Below are 18,699 nucleotides of genomic sequence, written 5' to 3' on the forward strand. Positions count from 1 at the left end.
GTGAAAAATCACCGCACTTTTTCTATGGATAAAAATAATTAAGCCATTAAATTACCAATATATTTTGATAAAGTCATAATGCTTAACACCGCCATTAAAATGACCACCAATGCTCCCGCCGCAGTCATCCAAACAGGGTGTTTGTAGTCTCCGACAATTTTACTACGATGTGCTGCGAGTAAAATTAATCCGAGTGAGATTGGCAGAATTAAACCATTTAACGTTCCAACAAAAACAAGCACTTGTGCCGGTTTTCCGATAGTTGCAAGCACGGCGGTAGAAATGACGATAAAGACAATAATCCAGCAATTTCTATGCTTAGCAATAAATGGTGAGAAAGTGGTTAAGAAAGAAACGGAGGTGTAAGCCGCCCCAATGACAGAAGTAATCGATGCTGCCCAAATCACAATACCAAAAATAATTAAACCCACATTACCTGCCACGTGAGAAAAAGGCGTTGCGGCGGGATTAGCAGGATCAAGTTTTACACCTTGCGAGACCACGCCTAACACAGCAAGGAATAACACCACGCGCATAATTGATGCGATCAAAATGGCAGAAACAGAACTTTTACTGACTTCTTTTAAAGCGTCTTTCCCCGTTATCCCTGCATCAAGTAAACGATGCGCGCCAGCAAAAGTGATATATCCACCAACCGTTCCCCCAACTAAAGTGACAATTGCAATCACATCAAGTTTTTCTGGCATAAAGGTATGAACCGCAGCCTCAGCAATTGGTGGTTGGGCATTAAGCGCAACATAGATTGTTAGTGCGATCATCACAAAGCCCATCACTTGTGCAAAGCGATCCATTATTTTTCCTGCTTCTTTAAACAAGAAAATACCAACAGCAATCGCACCACTGATAATCGCCCCCGTTTCTGCTGGCAAGCCGGTTAGGATATTTAGCCCTAACCCCGCACCGCCAACATTACCGATATTAAAGGCGAGCCCGCCCATAACAATCAATACGGCAAGAAAATACCCCGCTCCGGGTAAAACCGCATTTGCAATGTCTTGTGCCTTTTTTTCCGATACGGCGACAATTCGCCAAATATTTAGCTGTGCACCAATATCCAACAAAATAGAAAGTAAAATCACAAAGCCAAAGCTGGCAAATAAGGTTTGGGTGAACGTGGCGGTTTGCGTTAAAAAGCCTGGGCCAATGGCTGAGGTTGCCATTAAGAACGCTGCCCCCAGTAATGCACTGCGGTTTTTAATCATAAAATACTCCTGTATATTTTTTGTTATTAATTGATGTTATGTTTAATTTGATTTCAGTTGAATGTTGTGTTCCGTCAAAGCCTGACGAATTTTTTCAGCAAAAGAAATCGCGTGTTCACCATCGCCGTGCAAACAAATGCTATCCGCTTTAATTGGCACTTTTACGCCATCAACGCTTGGCACAGTGCCTTGTAGCACCATTTGCAGTACTTGGCTGATGGCTTCATCATCATTTTCTACCATTGCATCAGGGCGAGTACGCGGCACTAATGAGCCGTCTGCAAGATAATGACGATCAGCGAAGACTTCTGAAATTACTCCTAAGCCTTGTTGTTCCGCCACTTGTAACATTAAACTGCCCGATAAGCCCATTAATTTCAATTTAGGATCAAAGGCTTTTAAGGTTTGTACGATTAGGGTGGCAAGTGCTTCATCTTTTGCCGCTTGGTTATATAACGCACCGTGCGGTTTCACATAAGCCAGTGGCACAGCTTCCGCTTCACAAAGGGCTTTGATTGCACCAAGCTGATAGAGCAGACAGGCTTTCAGCTCTTCATCAGGCAGCTGCATATTGGTACGACCGAAATTTTCGCGATCAGGAAAACTTGGGTGTGCGCCTACTTGCACTTGGTTTTCTTTTGCCCAACGAATGGCTTTTCGCATTTCGTTGAAATCCCCTGCGTGTAAACCGCAAGCGACATTCGCTGAAGTAACAAGCTGCAGTAAGCGTTGATCATTACCGCAGCCTTCTGCTAAATCCACATTTAAATCAACGTGTTTCATTTACTTTTCTCCTTATGCGAGCTAAATAATCTTGGTTTTGTTGATAACGTTCGCGTGCTTCCTGATGAGAAATCACAGAAAAATGCACCGCACTTTCTAACGCATTTTGTGCTAAACGCCCGAGATCTGCTTCAATCACACAAGCAATTTTTGGATAACCGCCCGTAGTTTGTGTGTCCGCCATTAAAATAATCGGCATTCCGTCTGGCGGCACTTGCACCGTTCCCATTGGTGCGGCGTAAGAAAGCATTTCCAATGGCTGAGTGAGATTGAGTTTTTGCTCTCCACTGAAACGATAGCCCATTCGACTGCTATTTTTTTCTAATCGCCAAGGCTGGTTTTGAAAAACTTGCTGACTTTGTGCGGTGAAATGGTCAAATTCAGAGGACGGCACGAGATGAATTTTATTGGTAAAATCAATAGGTTCAATGCTGATCGTAGAAAGGAATGTGTCGCGTTTGCCTGTGGCTATGTTATCTCCCGCACGCAATAATCGCCCTTGATAACCACCAAATCCAGCTTTGAGATCGGTGCTGCAAGAACCTAGCACTTTCGGCACATTAAAACCGCCTGCTACACAAAGATAAAGATAATTTCCCATTGTGATCCGTTTAACCGTTAAACGTTGGCGTGATTTTGCTGTGTATCGCCAATAAGCATAAATCGGCTGGTCATCAAGGTAGGCTTCACATAATGCACCGGTGAAACAAAAAGGCGTATCACAATCGAAAGTTAGGCTAAAACCGCCTAGTGTCGCTTCAATGGCAGGGGTATTCGGCTCATTTTCCAGTAAAAGGTTACCTGCTTGTAATGCTAAGGCGTCCATTGCGCCTGCGTGTCCAATACCAAAATTGCGAAAGCCAAAACGCCCTAAATCTTGGATATGGGCGAAGCCATACATATTTTCAATATAAATCATAGGGTTATACTCTCCGCCACAAATTTTACGTTATCGCCAGCCATTAACAACACTGGCGGCTCTTGGCGAATATCAAATAATGGCATTTCCGTTCTGCCAAGTAATTGCCAGCCCCCTGGGGAAGTGAATGGATAAACGCCGGTTTGGCTGCCACCAATGCCCACTGAACCTGCGGGAACTTTGGTTCTTGGCTGTTCTCGTCTTGGTGTGTGTAAATTTTCAGGTAAACCGCCTAAATAAGGAAAGCCCAGTTGAAAGCCCATCATAAAAACGGTGTAAGTGGGCGCGGTGTGGCGGCGGATAATTTCTTCGGGCGTGGTGTGATGAAATTTCGCTACATCAAATAAATCTTCGCCAAATTCACCGCCATAATGCACAGGGATTTCAATTAATCGGCTTTGCCGTGTTTCTGTTTGCTGTTCGCTTTGTTGCCAATAATGTAAGACTTGTTGCTCAAGTGCGGTGGGATTTGTGTCAAAATGATAAAACAGGGTGAAATTGTTCATTCCCACCACCACTTCTTGCACATTGGGCTGCTGACGCATTTGCTCTGCAACAAGCCAAATACGTTGTTGCTTTGGTAGCTCTGCTGGCGGCGGTAAAGAACAAAGAAGAGAGCGTTCACTGGTTAAGGAAAAAGTTAGCATACATAACCCTCGTTTGTTAATGAGATGTTATTTTTCTAACGTTATTTCAACATACTGTCAAGGGAAAATGAATGATTTGGTTGAAAATAAAAAAAGCCACTTAATTTTCGTTAAGTGGCTTGGGGATTAATTAAAATAAAATTAGTGAGCCATTATCAATAGCATAATTGCCATTTTCATATCATTTTCTGACATTTCTTGATTGTTAAAAATTAATTTTTGCTTATCTTTATCCAACAAGATTTTAGCGTTAGCTTTATCCCCTTTTAACATAAGGAAATTATTGCTTCCCATTTCTGTAAGATATTGCTCAACTATATTTTCAACTTCTTGCTCGGATACCTGTTGTGTTCTTGGGTTTATTGCAAAGATATTTTTAACAAATTGAACTAACGCTTTTTTCTCTGATTCCGCAGTAATGTTAAAGCTATCAAAGGCATCGAAAACTTTTTCATTTTCTAATGCGCTCTGAAACGCTTGGCTTAAAGCAATTTTTACTTCAGCGTCAAAGGCTTTGCCTTTATCATTAAAAAGCTCAAGTTTATCAATATCTAACACAGGTTGGTTGGCTAAAATTTCTTTTTGTACTTGGCTAAGAACCTTATCATTATTGAAATCACTTTCATCAAGTTCATTTAAGCGATTTACCGCATCGCCTAAAATGTGATTTAATGAACCTTTGAATTTTAATCCTGTAATTGGTTTATTATCCAGTAAGATATTTTTAACATCATAATCAAAGTTCGTATCAATAAAGCCATTTTTCTCATTGATTTTATTTTCAATTTCAAGCTTATCTAACACAAGATCGAAATTGTTTTGGGCTTTATGAAAGGAAATTTTCTCAATTGAAATATCGGTATCGCCTTGATAAATATTTTTCCAAGGAGTTGGTGAAATATCACTTTTCCCTTTTAAATTTTCTACGTCTAAACGATCTTTATTATCGATAATTAAAGAAAATTTGCTCACATCAATTTCAGACTTACCATAGCCTTGCTGATCAAGGTCAAATTTTCCATCTAAATTCCAAGCCATTTCGACTTGATCAGCAGTCTTATGAGCCACATCGGAATAAACTTTTCCTTTAATTTCTTGCCCATAGCTCATTGTTGTTACGGTTCTTAATGGATTTTTGCCATTGTCAGCGAAATAGGCTTGGGTATCTTGCGTTTTTTCTACTTCTGTATCGGCAGAAAATAGCGCAAAAGAAAAGTCATTTAAAGTGATAGGGCCGTGGTGAATTTTCCCCACAAAAGGAATTGTTCCGTTTAATTCTTCGCCTTTTATTTCAAGCTGATAACGTACATCAGAACTAAAAAAACCACGATCTAAAATCGCATCTTTAATTTGTACGGAATAACCAGTATCAGCGAAAGATTGTTGTAACTGCTGATTGCTTAATTGAATGTAGTCGATATATTTTTGTTCGGCGATTTTTCCTGTGTACCACGCACCGCCGCACCAAGCACCGCCCAGAATGGCAATTAATCCGATTGATAAAGCTGATTTTTTCATTAGTTTTCCTTTTTTATGAAAATAAAATTTGTTGAAAAATAACACAATTGTAAAATAATCGCAAAGAATAATAAAAAAGAGCGGTGCTTTTTGAGGAAATTTTATAACAAAAAATGGGGAAAGCCCCCATTTTTGTGATGTTTAATGAATTACTCTGGACGTACGCCTAGTGTGTGGCAAATGGCATAAGTTAATTCGCTGCGGTTTAGGGTGTAGAAATGGAAATCTTTCACTCCTTCACGAGAAAGCACGCGCACCATATCCATTGCGATGCTCGCCGCAACAAGGTTTCTGGTAGTTTGGTCGTTCTCCAATCCTTCATACATTTTTGCCATCCACGCAGGAATCTTCACATTGGTGATCGCTGCCATTTTTTGTAGCTGTTTGAAATTGGTAACAGGCAAGATCCCTGGCACAATCTCCGCATCAATACCGATAGAAGCACAGCGATCGCGGAAGCGTAAATAGCTGTCAATATCAAAGAAAAATTGAGTAATAACGTGATTTGCACCCGCATCAATTTTGCGTTTTAAATTGATCAAATCTGCTTGGGCAGATTTTGCTTCTGGGTGTACTTCAGGGTATGCCGCCACGGAAATATCAAAATCAGCCACGGAACGCAATAATTCCACTAAATCTGACGCATAGAAAGGCTTTTTGTCGTATCCAGCTGGCTCATCACCGCGCAATGCCACAATGCGGCGGATACCGCTATCCCAATAATCTTGGGCAATTTTTTTCAACTCTTCTGGTGTGGCGTCAATTCCGGTTAAGTGCGGTGCTGCTTCCAAGCCTGTTTCTTGCTTAATATGTTTCACCACACTGTGAGTGCGATCACGTTCCCCTGAATTTGCCCCATAGGTGACGGAAACGAATTTCGGTTTTAGCACTTTTAAACGATGAATGGAATCCCACAGAATTTTTTCCATATTTTCATTTTTTGGTGGGAAGAACTCAAAAGACACGTTGATGTCGCCGTTAATGCCTGATAAGTGGTTGTTTAATGTATCAATTTCCTTTGCATAGCTCATAATTTTGTATCCTTTTTTATTGTTATGATTGTCTATCTAGACTGCTTTACGTCTATAAGATAGAGAGAAAAGGAATATGTGTCAATTTCAAAAATTTCATTGTTTTTATGAAGTAAATTCATATTATTCATAATTAAAGCTATTTGTTGTCGTAGGGCAAATTGGTTATACTTTCAAAACATTGATCGCTGAGGACAAGAAGTCTATGAATAAAAAAGTAAAAATTATTGGCATTCTTTCTGTTATCACTGCTTCCTTAGCATTGGGGGCGCAGTTTTACACAAATCATAAAATTGATCAGCTTTTACAGCAGTTTCCCTACCAATTAAGCGATCAAATCAGCTTAAATGTGGCGGAGCAAGATAAAAATTTCTTTACACGTCAGTTGATTTTCAGTCTTATCGATGAAAAATCTGCCAAATCAAGTCAAATTATTGCCACAAAAATCACCGCACTTCCTTTTGCAGTTTTAGCTGATTCTGAACTGGTGGCCGAATTTGTTCGGGAATTAAACAAAAATTTTAAAGTTACGATTGATAAAAATAACATTACTAGCAAATTTTCTGTGATTGGGGATTATTCGCAAACCAATATTCATACTCAATTCCGCGATTTAACTAATAAAGCACAAGACTTAAATATCGATTTGAATTTTATTTCTAAAAATAAATATATGGAAGTTCAAACGCAATTAAGTGGCTTTAATTATGATCATAATTCCAAGTTAGAACAACTTGATCTTAATGCAACTTTAATTCCTTTGAATGAAAGCAAGTATGATTTAGAAAGTCTTAGTGTAAAGCTAAAAGATTCTACCATTTATCTTCTAAATGGTGAAAATACAACCATTAAATTAAATGGTTTGGATTACAATTTTAATAAATCTCTTTTAACCAATGCATATAGTCTTAAAACTAAGATTAAAGCAAATGCGTTTTCTATTTTTAATAAGAATAATAAAGAGCAGTCCATTAATCTTAACGATGTTGATTTTTCAATAAGTCAAAATGAAATTCCTGCGGGTATAAGTTATTCTCAGCTGTTTGCATTATTGCAAAATGATGAAAAAATAGATTATGCGAAACTACTTGATTTAGCCATTGACTTGCTTACAAAAAATAAAGATATTTCCCTAGATTTTAACGTAGGAAAAACGACTATTCCTTTTAAGAAAGCAGTAAAACCATTGACTATTGATAAGTTAGCCTTGGATTTTAATGGCGATTTAGCAGATATAAATAATGCTAGTTTTAAAACTTCATTGGCAGTAGGTGAGATTAAAAATGAGGAAAAAAATCGTGAGTTTGAGATGAAAGGTACGCATTTCAAACAATCTATCCAAGGTTTTGATTTGGCCACTCGACTTTTCTTACTTCGCACATTAATCATTGATTTGATTGAAGGGAGGGAAACGCTAGATAAAAAGGCGATGATGGAGAAAATAGAATATTTGGCGAATCATTACCAACAAAATTCTGAAACGGATTTCTCGGTGCAAAGTATTAGTGGTCTTAATAATGTTTACCTCAAAAATCTAGTCATTAAATCGAAGGACGAATTTGATAAAAATGATTCTTATCAGGGTAATTATGGCATAAATCTTGAAGAATATTTAAACAAATCTGGTGATTTTAAATTAACAAATTTAAAGTTTGAGTTGCCGATTAAGTTAGAGAGTGTTTCTTCTGTAATTCCGGTTTATTTATGTACGCAAACTGTTTTTTGTGCTATTTATTCAGATAAAGATGCCACTGATCTTACAAATAAGTGGATAAAAAATGCTGTTATTAAAACAGATTTGACGATAAATAATGGCCTTTTACAAGGAATAATTTCAACTTCTTCTAATGATTATTCAATGCCATTTAATATTTCGTTAGATCTATCGAGTAAGAAACTTAGTTCAGCAAATAGCAAAGAATCCATAGAATTATTATGGAAACAAAAAAATGCGTTTACAGATCTCAATATTAATTTATCATTAGGAAACCGTTTATTTAAAGATAATTCAATTTGGCCAGAATATGCAGAAAAATCGGCTGATTGGTCTTTATTAATTAATTCCGTGAAACCCGATGGGGAACTGAGTCCCTATTTAGTGGAAAATGGAGAAAATTATGAATTCCATTTACAAAAAACGGGAGAATCCTTATTGATTAATGGTACAGAAATTTCGCAACCTAAAGCAGAGTAGTGAAAAATCGGGCTGACCTAGAATAGCTAATTCCATAATCACTAATATTAAAGTGCGGTGAAAAAATTAACAAAATTTCGAGCCTCTCCCACAATTTGTGTAAATGCCTGTTTCTGAGATAATACATTAGATACAGGTATTTTATTATGAACGAAAAACAACTCCACGCCTTGGCAGCAGAATTTGCCAAACACCTCAAAACGCCGGAAGACCTTAATCAGTTTTCTCGAATGCTCAAAAAAATCACGGTCGAAGCAGCCCTAAACGCGGAACTGACTGACCACCTTGGTTATGAAAAACATCAGCCACGAAAAGGCAAAAATGCGCGTAACGGCTATACGTCCAAAACTGTGATGTGTGATGAGGGTGAAATGGAAATTGATACCCCTCGTGACCGTGAGGGCACCTTTGAACCGCAGCTTATCAAGAAAAACCAAACCCGAATTACCGGAATGGACGAGCAGATTATCGCCTTATATGCCAAAGGCTTAAGCAATCAAGAAATCGTCGAAATGTTCAAAGAACTCTATGATGCTGATGTGTCAACGAGCTTGATTTCTCGCGTGACAGATTCGGTTAAAGAGCGCGTCTTGGAATGGCAAAATCGCCCGCTTGATGCGGTGTATCCGATTGTTTATTTGGATTGCATCGTGGTCAAAGTGCGTCAAGACGGGCGGATTATCAACAAGTCCGTCTTTGTGGCGTTGGGTGTGAATTTGGAGGGGCATAAAGAATTACTCGGACTCTGGATTGCCGAAAACGAAGGCGCGAAGTTCTGGGCAAACGTGCTAACAGAGCTGCAAAATCGCGGTTTAAAAGACATTTTAATTGCGTGTGTGGACGGTTTAAAAGGCTTTCCTGACGCCATTAATGCCGTTTATCCCCAAACCAAGATTCAGCTTTGCATTGTGCATTTGGTGCGTAATAGTTTGAAATATGTGTCATGGAAAGATTACAAGGCGGTGACTGCGGATTTAAAACAGGTGTATCAAGCCCCGACGGAGATGCAAGCACGCGAGAATTTGACCGCACTTTCGCAAAAATGGCAGGAAAAATACCCGCTTGTAGCGAGAGGTTGGGAGGAGAATTGGGCGAATATCGCGACATTTTTTGATTATCCGTCGGCTATTCGCAAAGCGATTTATACCACCAATGCGGTGGAGTCACTCAATAGCGTGATTCGGCGAGTCATTAAAAAACGCAATGTATTCCCGACGGATGAGTCGGTGTTCAAGGTAATATGGCTGGCGATGAAAGATGCGTCAAAGAAATGGACAATGCCGATTCAAAACTGGAAACAGGCAATGAATCGTTTTATGATTGATTTTGGTGATCGCCTCGACGATCACCGTTAAGTTGAAATGGGTGTTTACACAGAATTTGGGATAGGGTCAAAATTTCCACCGCACTTTTTCTCTCTTTACTTTACAAATCGCAAAATCCCCCTACAATAACCGCCTTTACGCATTTACCTTGAGTGAATGCCTGACTTGTAATCAGACACAAAGAGAAATTTATGACAACCACATTTAAACCAGAACTGCTTTCACCCGCAGGTTCGTTAAAAAATATGCGCTATGCCTTTGCTTATGGCGCTGATGCCGTTTATGCAGGGCAGCCACGTTATAGCTTGCGTGTGCGCAACAATGAATTTAACCACGCCAATCTAAAAATTGGGATTGATGAAGCGCACGCGCTAGGCAAAAAATTCTATGTGGTGGTGAATATTGCACCGCACAATTCCAAATTAAAAACCTTTATTAAAGATCTTCAGCCTGTGGTGGAAATGAAGCCCGATGCCTTAATTATGTCTGACCCAGGGTTGATTATGCTAGTGCGTGAACATTTCCCCGATATTGACATTCACCTTTCGGTGCAAGCCAATGCAGTGAACTGGGCAACGGTGAAATTCTGGAAACAAATGGGGCTAACTCGCGTGATTTTATCCCGCGAACTTTCAATTGATGAAATTGCTGAAATTCGCCAACAAGTGCCAGATATGGAAATTGAAATTTTCGTCCACGGTGCATTATGTATGGCCTATTCAGGGCGTTGCTTGCTTTCAGGTTACATCAACAAGCGCGATCCAAACCAAGGCACTTGCACCAATGCGTGCCGTTGGGAATATTCGGTAGAAGAAGGCAAGGAAGACGAAGTGGGCAACATTGTTGGCAATGAAATCCCTGTGAAAAATGTTGCGCCAACCTTGGGCGAAGGGCAAACCACGGACAAAGTCTTCTTACTTGCAGAAAGCCAGCGTCCAGAAGAAAAAATGTCTGCCTTTGAAGACGAACACGGCACTTATATTATGAACTCAAAAGATCTGCGCGCCGTGCAACACGTTGAAAAACTCACACAAATTGGGGTTCATTCACTAAAAATTGAAGGGCGCACCAAATCTTTCTATTATTGCGCAAGAACCGCACAGGTTTACCGTAAGGCCATTGATGATGCTGCCGCAGGCAAACCTTTTGATGAAAGCTTAATGGATACCCTTGAAAGCCTTGCACACCGTGGCTATACCGAGGGCTTTTTACGCCGCCATACGCACGATGAATACCAAAACTACGACTATGGCTATAGCATTTCTGAGCGTCAGCAATTTGTCGGCGAATTTACCGGCGTGCGTAAAGATGGCTTAGCCGAAGTGGCAGTAAAAAATAAATTCTTACTTGGTGACGAAGTGGAATTAATGACGCCGAAAGGCAATATCGTGTTCAAAATTGAACGTATGCTAAATCGCAAAGGGGAAGAAGTAGAAGCGGCGCTAGGGGACGGACATTTTGTTTTCTTAGATGTACCAGAAGATTTGGATTTAGATTATGCCTTGCTAATGCGAAACTTGGTGAACGCCAATACGCGCAATCCACACGCAAATGAAAAATAATTGTTAAAAATAGCAATTAATTGTTAAAAAATTGTTGCAGATCAAATTTTTTAGCGTATAATTCACTCATACCCTAAAAAGTATGACTCCAAATATTTTCAGCCCTTCTTTGAAGGGCTTTTTTTATGCCTGTTTTAGAATGATGAGATGATCTATTGAATTCTATGCAACAACACCAACACTTCATAATGTGCCGTATTAGGAAACATATCAAAAAGTTGGATTTTTTGTGCTTGGTAGTTGGCTAATTCTTGCAAGTCTTTGCCCATTGAAACCGCATTGCAGCTGGAATATAAAATAAAGTGCGGTTGTAATTTATTGAGAAATTGAGCCAACTCTTTGCCGATGCCACGGCGTGGCGGATTGACGATGAGCAAATCTGGTTTTTCATTTTGTGCTAAGGCGAAATTTGCTGCATCTAAGGATTGAAACTTCACCTGTGCTAAGCCCAATTTTTCTGCTGACAAGCTGGCACTAGCAATCGCTGATGGGGAAATTTCAATGCCGGTTAATTGCACGTTTACACCTTTTTGTTGCAAGATCGCTGCACAATGCAAGCCAAATCCCCCTACGCCGCAAAACAGATCCCAGATTTTGCTAATGGGAAGATCTTTAATCCATTGCTGTGCCGTGCCGTATAAGCCTTCTGCCACCTTTGGATTGGTTTGGAAAAAGCCTTGTGGGCGAATAAATAACGGAATTTGGTTAAAACTTTCAGCGAGCTGTTTTTGTTCCGTGAGAAAAATTTCTTCTTCCCCTTCTAAAATCGCTGCGTGTTTCGGTTGAATATTGAGGCTTACCACTTTTATTTGTGGTAAGTTTGCTAATAATTGTGGTAATTCTCGTTGAATAAGCGCCAGTTTGGCGGTAGATCGCAACACAAAACGCAACATTAATGTGCCGTTACTTTGGCTTTCGGTGAGTAAAATATATTTCAGTTCACCTTTGCGTTTCGCGATATTATAAGGCACTAAGCCCGCGCGCCCGATAAAGGTTTTTAATTGGGCAAAAATCTCAGTGAAATGCGTAGGGTAGAGTAAACAATCGGATAAATCCACCGCACTTTGCGGATCATTGGGATCGGTCAAAATGCCTAAAATCGGACGTTCCACCGAACCGCTCACCACCATTTTGGCTTTGTTACGAAAACCTTGTTGTGCAGAAGTATAAGGTGGCAACCATTCAAGCTGTGATTGATCAATCCCATTAAGTTGTTGAACTAAATGCGCTTTTTTCTCATCAAGCTGTTTGGTATAAGGCATTTCAAGCCATTGGCAAGAACGGCATTGTCCTGCCATAAAGTGTGGACAAACTGGCATTGCTGACATTTAGGCACTCGCTAACCAAGTTTGTTGAAGTGCGGTCAATTTTTGCTGGTTTTCTTGCCAACGTGATGATTTTTCTAAAGTTTTCCAATCTAATTGGCTACGCTTAAACAAACCTTGCAAACGTTGTTGGCGCAGGGCATATTGCTCAGCTGTTTCTTGCGGTTGGAAATGATCCAATACTTGGATCACACCTTCGCGTTCGTTACATAGCAATAGTAAATCGCACCCTGCATTGAGTGATTGCTGACAACGTGCCACAAAATCCCCCATAAAGCCTGCGCCTTTCATTCCTAAATCATCAGAGAAAATTGCCCCTTTAAAACCAAGCTGCTGGCGGAGTACTTGTTGTAACCAGTAAGCGGAGCCGCTAGCAGGTTGCGGATCGCATTGGGTATAAATCACGTGTGCAGGCATTACGGCATCAAGATAATTTTCCGCAATCAGTTGTTGAAATGGCACAATATCCTGATTAAAAATCTCTGCTTTTGAGCGCTCATCATACGGCGTTTCAAGGTGAGAATCTGCCAGAACCTGTCCGTGTCCGGGGAAATGCTTGCCTGTGCTGGCCATTCCTGCTTGCTTCATTCCAATAATAAATTGACGTGCGAGATCAAGAGTTTGTGTGGCTTCATCGTGAAAACTGCGATCACCAATAGCGCGGCATTGATGGCCTAAATCCAGCACGGGCGCAAAACTTAAGTCAATATCCAGCGCGATCATTTCTGCCGCCATTTGCCAACCCGCTTGCAATGCCATTGCTTGTTGCTGTTGCGGATCGGCAATTAGGCTAGCGAAACTTTGCATTGCGGGCAGTTGGGTAAAGCCTTCACGAAAACGTTGTACACGCCCGCCTTCTTGATCGACGGTAATCAATAAGGGTTTCTTTACTTTCTGCCGTAAGGTAGCGACAAGATGTTGAATTTGCTCACGATCATAAAAGTTGCGGGTAAATAAAATTACGCCAGCGACTAAGGGGTGCGCAAGCAATTCTAATTCTTCTTGGCTAACTTCTTGTCCAGTAAGATCGATAAGTAACGCTGACATTGAAATCCTTATTGCAATTTATTCAAACGAAGATATAAACGGTAATTGACGCTTTGTTCTGTTGGTGGAACAGGCGTTAAGTTGGTTTGTTGGCTTGGTTGCAGCAGCAAACTAGAGGGCGCCTTTAAATTCGGCTCTTCCCCTTGGGTTACGCCATTTTTGTTATACCAAAAGAAATAATAAGCCACATCAAGCTGCTGCTGACTTTTGTTTTTCAACCAAACATTGTTGCTGCGTAATTTTGTTTCAATCAACGGCGCAAGATTGGCTTCTACATTTAAAATAGGCTCATTTTCGCTCACAATATTTTGCGAAGGTATGGAACTACAAGCCGCAAGCAATAGGCTTAATCCGCACAGAAAAAACAGTTTTTTCATTATTTTGCCAACATTTTTCCTAAAGGTTCACCACCAAGTAAGTGCATATGTAAATGATACACCTCTTGTCCACCGTGTTTGTTGCAATTAACGATTAAGCGATAGCCATCTTGTGCAATGCCTTCTTGCTCAGCCAGCTTAGCCGCCACAGTAAATAAACGCCCTAATGCCACTTCATCTTGTTCGGTAACTTCATTCACGGTTGGGATCAGTTTATTCGGAATAATCAAAATATGGGTTGCCGCTTGTGGTGAAATATCACGAAATGCGGTGACTAATTCATCTTGATAAACGATATTCGCTGGGATTTCTTTACGAATAATTTTGCTGAAAATGGTTTCTTCTGCCATAGGAAAATCCTTGTGTTAGAGAACTAAAAGTGAAGTTATTTTATCAGAATAGTGCGGTAGAAAATAATAAAATTTTCACCGCACTTTTGTGTATTAAGAGATGAATTTAAATTGGAAAAATTTGGCTATATCCACTTGGCATTTTGACTGTTAGGCTGAGTTCGCCGCCCATTTTTTCCACATAGCGTTTTAGGGTAGAAAGTTTAACATCATTCCCGCGTTGCTCTAATTGGGCGATAGCAGATTGAGAAACGCCGATGGCTTCAGCCATTTCTCGCTGAGAAAGTGCCAATTTTTCGCGTAACATTGCAAGTCCTGTTTCCAAAATTAACTCATCAGACATTTCTTTTATTTTTTGTTGTGTCTCTGCGGTTTCTTGTGAGATTAACTCATCTAGCGTGGTATATTTAGTCATCTTTTTTCTCCAAGGTTGCTAAATAAGCGGAAAATTCATTGTCAGCTAATCTGATCATTCGATTGTAGAATTGTTTGTCACCACTTTTATCCCCTGCGCATAAAACAATAGCTTGGCGCAGTGGATCAAAAGCAAAAAATGCGCGAATAGGTTTGCCTTGATGTTGAACGCGCAGTTCTTTCATATTGACATATTTTGAACCTTTTACTGTATCAGCATAAGGACGCGACAACTGTGGCCCATAAAATCTTAAGTTATTTAATGAAGTTAAAACAGCGATACGGCATTCTTCATCTTGCTTGCTTAACCAAGATTTGAATTGTTCTGTTGCAATTACCGTCCATTTTCTCTGTTCTTTCATTTTTATTAGAGTACCTAGAAATTTGTAAGCATTTTATAATAGTTAGATTATCAAAACAATAATCTATGTATTATCATTTTTCATTGGTTGAATCAGATAGCGAATTTGTTTGTTGCAGTTTTGTTAAATTTAAGTTTTATAATGTTGCGATATGTTAAATCAATGTTGTAAAAATTGATTTACAACAAATTTTATAAAAAATAAAATCTTTTTTAGTTTAAAGTTCAGGACATATCCCTTAGAATTAGCACATAACTTTTAGGGGGTAGAATGAAAAAAGAAAATGCCGTGAGTTTTATGGCAACGCCAACAGAAATGGCGCAATTAGCCGAAAATATCGCGACCTATAAAGCGACTAAAAATCAATTCTATTCTTTTCTTTCCGCAATTTCTGCAGGCGCATTTATTGCCCTTGCTTTTGTTTTTTATACAACAACACAAACCGGTCTCTCCAACGTGTCTTGGGGCTTAGCCAAGCTTGTAGGTGGTTTAGTTTTCTCTGTTGGGGTGATTATGGTGGTTGTCTGTGGCTCGGAATTGTTTACTTCATCAACAATGACGCTGGTTGCACGTGCAGGGCAACGCATTAATACAATTCAAATGTTACGCAACTGGATTGCCGTTTATGCCGGTAATTTTTTAGGTGCTATCGTTATCGCTGGACTCATTTGGTTTGCTGGGCAAACAATGGCTGTGAATGGACAATGGGGGTTAACCATTCTAAAAACCGCACAGCATAAGATTCATCATAGTTGGTTTGAAGCCTTTAGTTTAGGTATTTTGTGTAACATTATGGTATGTATTGCAGTTTGGATGAGCTATGCTGGAAAGACCTTGACTGATAAAGCATTCATTATGATCTTGCCAATTGGTTTATTTGTTTCTTCTGGTTTTGAACATAGTGTAGCAAATATGTTTATGATTCCACTTGGTATCATTACAGCGCATTGCAGTTCTGCGGAATTTTGGCAAGCTATCGGGTTGAATGCTGAGCAATTTGCTGATTTAGATGTATATCATTTTGTCGTAAAAAATCTTATCCCTGTTACGCTTGGTAATATTGTTGGTGGCGGGGTATGTATTGCATTAATGCAGTGGTTTACTAATAAACCACATTCACATTAGTTTGGCGTAAGAGCGGTTGTTTTTTTCATCGTTTTTACATAATTAAATTTTATTTACGTTAAAGGAAAATAGTAATGACTCAATTAACTGAAGCGCAACAAAAAGCGTGGGAAGGATTTACCCCAGGCGATTGGCAAACAGAAGTCAATGTACGTGACTTTATCCAAAAAAACTATACCCCTTATGAAGGTGATGAATCATTCCTTGCTGGTGCGACTGAAGCAACAACCAAATTATGGAATGAAGTAATGGAAAAAATTAAGGTTGAGAACAAAACTCACGAACCTTATGACATTGATACAGATACTCCATCAACAATTACTTCACATAAACCGGGTTATATCGATCAAAATTTAGAAAAAATTGTGGGTTTACAAACAGATGCCCCATTAAAACGTGCCATTATGCCTTATGGCGGAATTAAAATGGTAAAAGGCTCTTGCCAAGTTTACCGTCGCGAATTAAAACCTGAAATTGAACATATCTTTACGGAATATCGTAAAACCCATAATCAAGGGGTATTTGATGTTTATACACCAGATATTTTACGTTGCCGTAAATCAGGTGTTATCACTGGATTACCAGATGCTTATGGTCGTGGTCGTATTATCGGGGATTATCGTCGCTTAGCACTTTATGGTGCCGATTTCTTGATGAAAGATAAATTTAAACAATTTAATTCATTACAAGAAAAATTAGAACGTGGTGAAGATATTCAAGCTACTATTCAATTACGTGAAGAAATTGCAGAACAACATCGTGCATTAGGTAAAATTAAAGAAATGGCGGCGTCTTACGGTTTTGATGTATCTAACCCAGCAACAAATGCACAAGAAGCCGTACAATGGACCTATTTTGCCTACCTTGCTGCAGTAAAATCACAAAATGGTGCAGCGATGTCTTTCGGTCGTGTATCAAGCTTCTTAGATATTTATATTGAACGTGATCTAAAAGCAGGAAAAATTACTGAACAAGAAGCACAAGAATTAATTGATCATCTTGTTATGAAATTACGTATGGTGCGTTTCTTACGTACACCAGAATACGATCAATTATTCTCTGGCGATCCAATGTGGGCAACCGAAACATTGGCAGGTATGGGCTTAGATGGTCGTACATTAGTAACCAAAAACAGCTTCCGTATCTTGCACACACTTTACACAATGGGACCTTCACCAGAACCAAACTTAACTATTCTTTGGTCTGAACAATTACCAGAAGCATTCAAACGCTATTGTGCTAAAGTGTCTATTGATACTTCTTCTGTCCAATACGAAAATGATGATCTGATGCGTCCAGACTTCAATAGTGATGATTATGCGATTGCTTGTTGTGTAAGCCCAATGGTCGTTGGTAAACAAATGCAATTCTTTGGTGCCCGTGCAAACCTTGCAAAAACCTTATTATACGCAATCAATGGTGGTATTGATGAAAAATCAGGTATGCAAGTTGGCCCTAAAACAGCACCAATTACAGATGAAGTGTTAGATTTCGATACCGTAATGGAACGTATGGACAGCTTTATGGATTGGTTAGCAACGCAATACGTTACCGCATTGAACATTATTCACTTTATGCACGATAAATATGCTTATGAAGCAGCCTTAATGGCGTTCCACGATCGTGATGTATTCCGTACAATGGCTTGTGGTATTGCAGGGCTTTCTGTTGCCGCAGACTCTTTAGCCGCGATTAAATATGCTAAAGTGAAACCTGTGCGTGGGGATATTAAAGATAAAGACGGTAATGTGGTTGCCTCTAATGTGGCGATTGATTTTGAAATTGAAGGCGAATATCCACAATTCGGTAACAACGATAGCCGCGTTGATGACTTAGCGGTTGATCTTGTTGAGCGCTTTATGAAAAAAATTCAAACGCATCATACTTACCGCAATGCAACTCCAACACAATCCGTGCTTACCATTACGTCTAACGTGGTTTATGGTAAGAAAACAGGTAATACACCTGATGGTCGTCGTGCAGGTGCGCCATTTGGACCAGGTGCAAACCCAATGCACGGACGCGATCAAAAAGGTGCAGTAGCGTCATTAACTTCTGTGGCGAAACTTCCATTTGCTTATGCGAAAGATGGTATTTCTTACACCTTCTCAATCGTACCAAATGCATTAGGTAAAGATTACGAAGCACAAAAACGTAATCTTGCAGGCTTAATGGATGGTTACTTCCACCACGAAGCCACTGTTGAAGGGGGACAACATTTAAACGTGAACGTAATGAACCGTGAAATGTTGTTAGACGCAATGGAAAATCCAGAAAAATATCCACAATTAACCATTCGTGTTTCTGGTTACGCCGTGCGTTTCAACTCTTTAACTAAAGAGCAACAACAAGACGTGATTACGCGTACTTTCACGCAAGCAATGTAATTATGTTGTAGCATAAAAAGAAATTAAGGGAACATAGAGGAAATCTATTGTTCCCTTAAATTTATCTGCCATATAATAAGTGCGGTAGTTTTTTACCAAGTTTTTTATCT

17 protein-coding genes are annotated in these 18,699 nt (G+C 39.5%); 5 read left to right on the forward strand and 12 right to left on the reverse strand.

The window, feature by feature from the left end:
* Nucleotides 1–38: 38 nt before the first annotated feature.
* The 6 genes from L5B76_RS10645 to metF all read right to left on the reverse strand — a co-directional run bounded on the left by L5B76_RS10645 (nt 39) and on the right by metF (nt 6,121).
* Nucleotides 39–1,223, reverse strand: coding sequence for an NRAMP family divalent metal transporter (locus L5B76_RS10645; protein ID WP_265755398.1), 1,185 nt, complete (start codon nt 1,221–1,223; stop codon nt 39–41).
* A gap of 42 nt (nt 1,224–1,265) precedes the next feature.
* Nucleotides 1,266–2,006, reverse strand: coding sequence for a 5-oxoprolinase subunit PxpA (pxpA, locus tag L5B76_RS10650; protein ID WP_265755399.1), 741 nt, complete (start codon nt 2,004–2,006; stop codon nt 1,266–1,268).
* On the reverse strand, nt 1,993–2,925 hold the full coding sequence (locus L5B76_RS10655; RefSeq protein WP_265755400.1) for a biotin-dependent carboxyltransferase family protein: 933 nt from the start codon (nt 2,923–2,925) through the stop codon (nt 1,993–1,995). The genes pxpA and L5B76_RS10655 overlap by 14 nt, the downstream gene beginning before the upstream one ends.
* The gene (pxpB, locus tag L5B76_RS10660; RefSeq protein WP_265755401.1) at nt 2,922–3,572 is read right to left on the reverse strand and encodes a 5-oxoprolinase subunit PxpB; all 651 of its coding nucleotides are present in this window, start codon (nt 3,570–3,572) and stop codon (nt 2,922–2,924) included. The genes L5B76_RS10655 and pxpB overlap by 4 nt, the downstream gene beginning before the upstream one ends.
* A gap of 141 nt (nt 3,573–3,713) precedes the next feature.
* Entirely contained in the window at nt 3,714–5,090 is a 1,377-nt protein-coding gene (locus L5B76_RS10665; RefSeq protein WP_265755402.1) for a YdgA family protein, read from the reverse strand.
* A gap of 149 nt (nt 5,091–5,239) precedes the next feature.
* A complete protein-coding gene (metF, locus tag L5B76_RS10670; protein ID WP_115249409.1) occupies nt 5,240–6,121 on the reverse strand; it encodes a methylenetetrahydrofolate reductase in 882 nt (293 codons plus the stop codon).
* A gap of 205 nt (nt 6,122–6,326) precedes the next feature.
* On the opposite strand from metF, the gene L5B76_RS10675 reads away from it, so the two are divergent.
* The 3 genes from L5B76_RS10675 to trhP all read left to right on the forward strand — a co-directional run bounded on the left by L5B76_RS10675 (nt 6,327) and on the right by trhP (nt 11,202).
* Complete coding sequence (locus L5B76_RS10675) at nt 6,327–8,315, forward strand: hypothetical protein (RefSeq protein WP_265755403.1); 1,989 nt, start codon at nt 6,327–6,329, stop codon at nt 8,313–8,315.
* Between the two features lie 146 nt (nt 8,316–8,461).
* Entirely contained in the window at nt 8,462–9,670 is a 1,209-nt protein-coding gene (locus L5B76_RS10680; protein WP_265755404.1) for an IS256 family transposase, read from the forward strand.
* Between the two features lie 161 nt (nt 9,671–9,831).
* Complete coding sequence (gene trhP, locus L5B76_RS10685) at nt 9,832–11,202, forward strand: prephenate-dependent tRNA uridine(34) hydroxylase TrhP (RefSeq protein WP_265755405.1); 1,371 nt, start codon at nt 9,832–9,834, stop codon at nt 11,200–11,202.
* Nucleotides 11,203–11,354: 152 nt separating this feature from the next.
* Here trhP and rlmC read toward each other — a convergent pair whose 3' ends face one another.
* From rlmC to L5B76_RS10715, 6 genes are all read right to left on the reverse strand, one after another.
* Complete coding sequence (gene rlmC / locus L5B76_RS10690) at nt 11,355–12,521, reverse strand: 23S rRNA (uracil(747)-C(5))-methyltransferase RlmC (protein ID WP_265755563.1); 1,167 nt, start codon at nt 12,519–12,521, stop codon at nt 11,355–11,357.
* A gap of 9 nt (nt 12,522–12,530) precedes the next feature.
* Nucleotides 12,531–13,574, reverse strand: a complete 1,044-nt coding sequence (gene nagZ, locus L5B76_RS10695) for a beta-N-acetylhexosaminidase (RefSeq protein WP_265755406.1) — start codon at nt 13,572–13,574, stop codon at nt 12,531–12,533.
* Between the two features lie 8 nt (nt 13,575–13,582).
* Nucleotides 13,583–13,951, reverse strand: a complete 369-nt coding sequence (locus L5B76_RS10700) for a YcfL family protein (RefSeq protein WP_265755407.1) — start codon at nt 13,949–13,951, stop codon at nt 13,583–13,585.
* Entirely contained in the window at nt 13,951–14,301 is a 351-nt protein-coding gene (gene hinT / locus L5B76_RS10705) for a purine nucleoside phosphoramidase (protein ID WP_103854702.1), read from the reverse strand. Before hinT ends, L5B76_RS10700 begins: the two co-directional genes overlap by 1 nt.
* A gap of 106 nt (nt 14,302–14,407) precedes the next feature.
* Nucleotides 14,408–14,716, reverse strand: coding sequence for a helix-turn-helix domain-containing protein (locus L5B76_RS10710; RefSeq protein WP_265755408.1), 309 nt, complete (start codon nt 14,714–14,716; stop codon nt 14,408–14,410).
* Nucleotides 14,709–15,077, reverse strand: coding sequence for a type II toxin-antitoxin system RelE/ParE family toxin (locus tag L5B76_RS10715; RefSeq protein ID WP_265755409.1), 369 nt, complete (start codon nt 15,075–15,077; stop codon nt 14,709–14,711). The genes L5B76_RS10710 and L5B76_RS10715 overlap by 8 nt, the downstream gene beginning before the upstream one ends.
* Before the next feature lie 270 nt (nt 15,078–15,347).
* Between L5B76_RS10715 and focA the strand changes: the two genes are divergently transcribed.
* Together focA and pflB are read left to right on the forward strand one after the other, a co-directional pair.
* Entirely contained in the window at nt 15,348–16,202 is an 855-nt protein-coding gene (focA, locus tag L5B76_RS10720) for a formate transporter FocA (RefSeq protein WP_265755410.1), read from the forward strand.
* 74 nt (nt 16,203–16,276) lie between these two features.
* Entirely contained in the window at nt 16,277–18,589 is a 2,313-nt protein-coding gene (gene pflB, locus L5B76_RS10725; protein WP_265755411.1) for a formate C-acetyltransferase, read from the forward strand.
* Nucleotides 18,590–18,699: the final 110 nt, after the last annotated feature.

Origin of the sequence: Avibacterium sp. 21-594, assembly GCF_026226815.1 — a bacterium.
Taxonomy (GTDB): Bacteria; Pseudomonadota; Gammaproteobacteria; order Enterobacterales; family Pasteurellaceae; genus Avibacterium; species Avibacterium avium.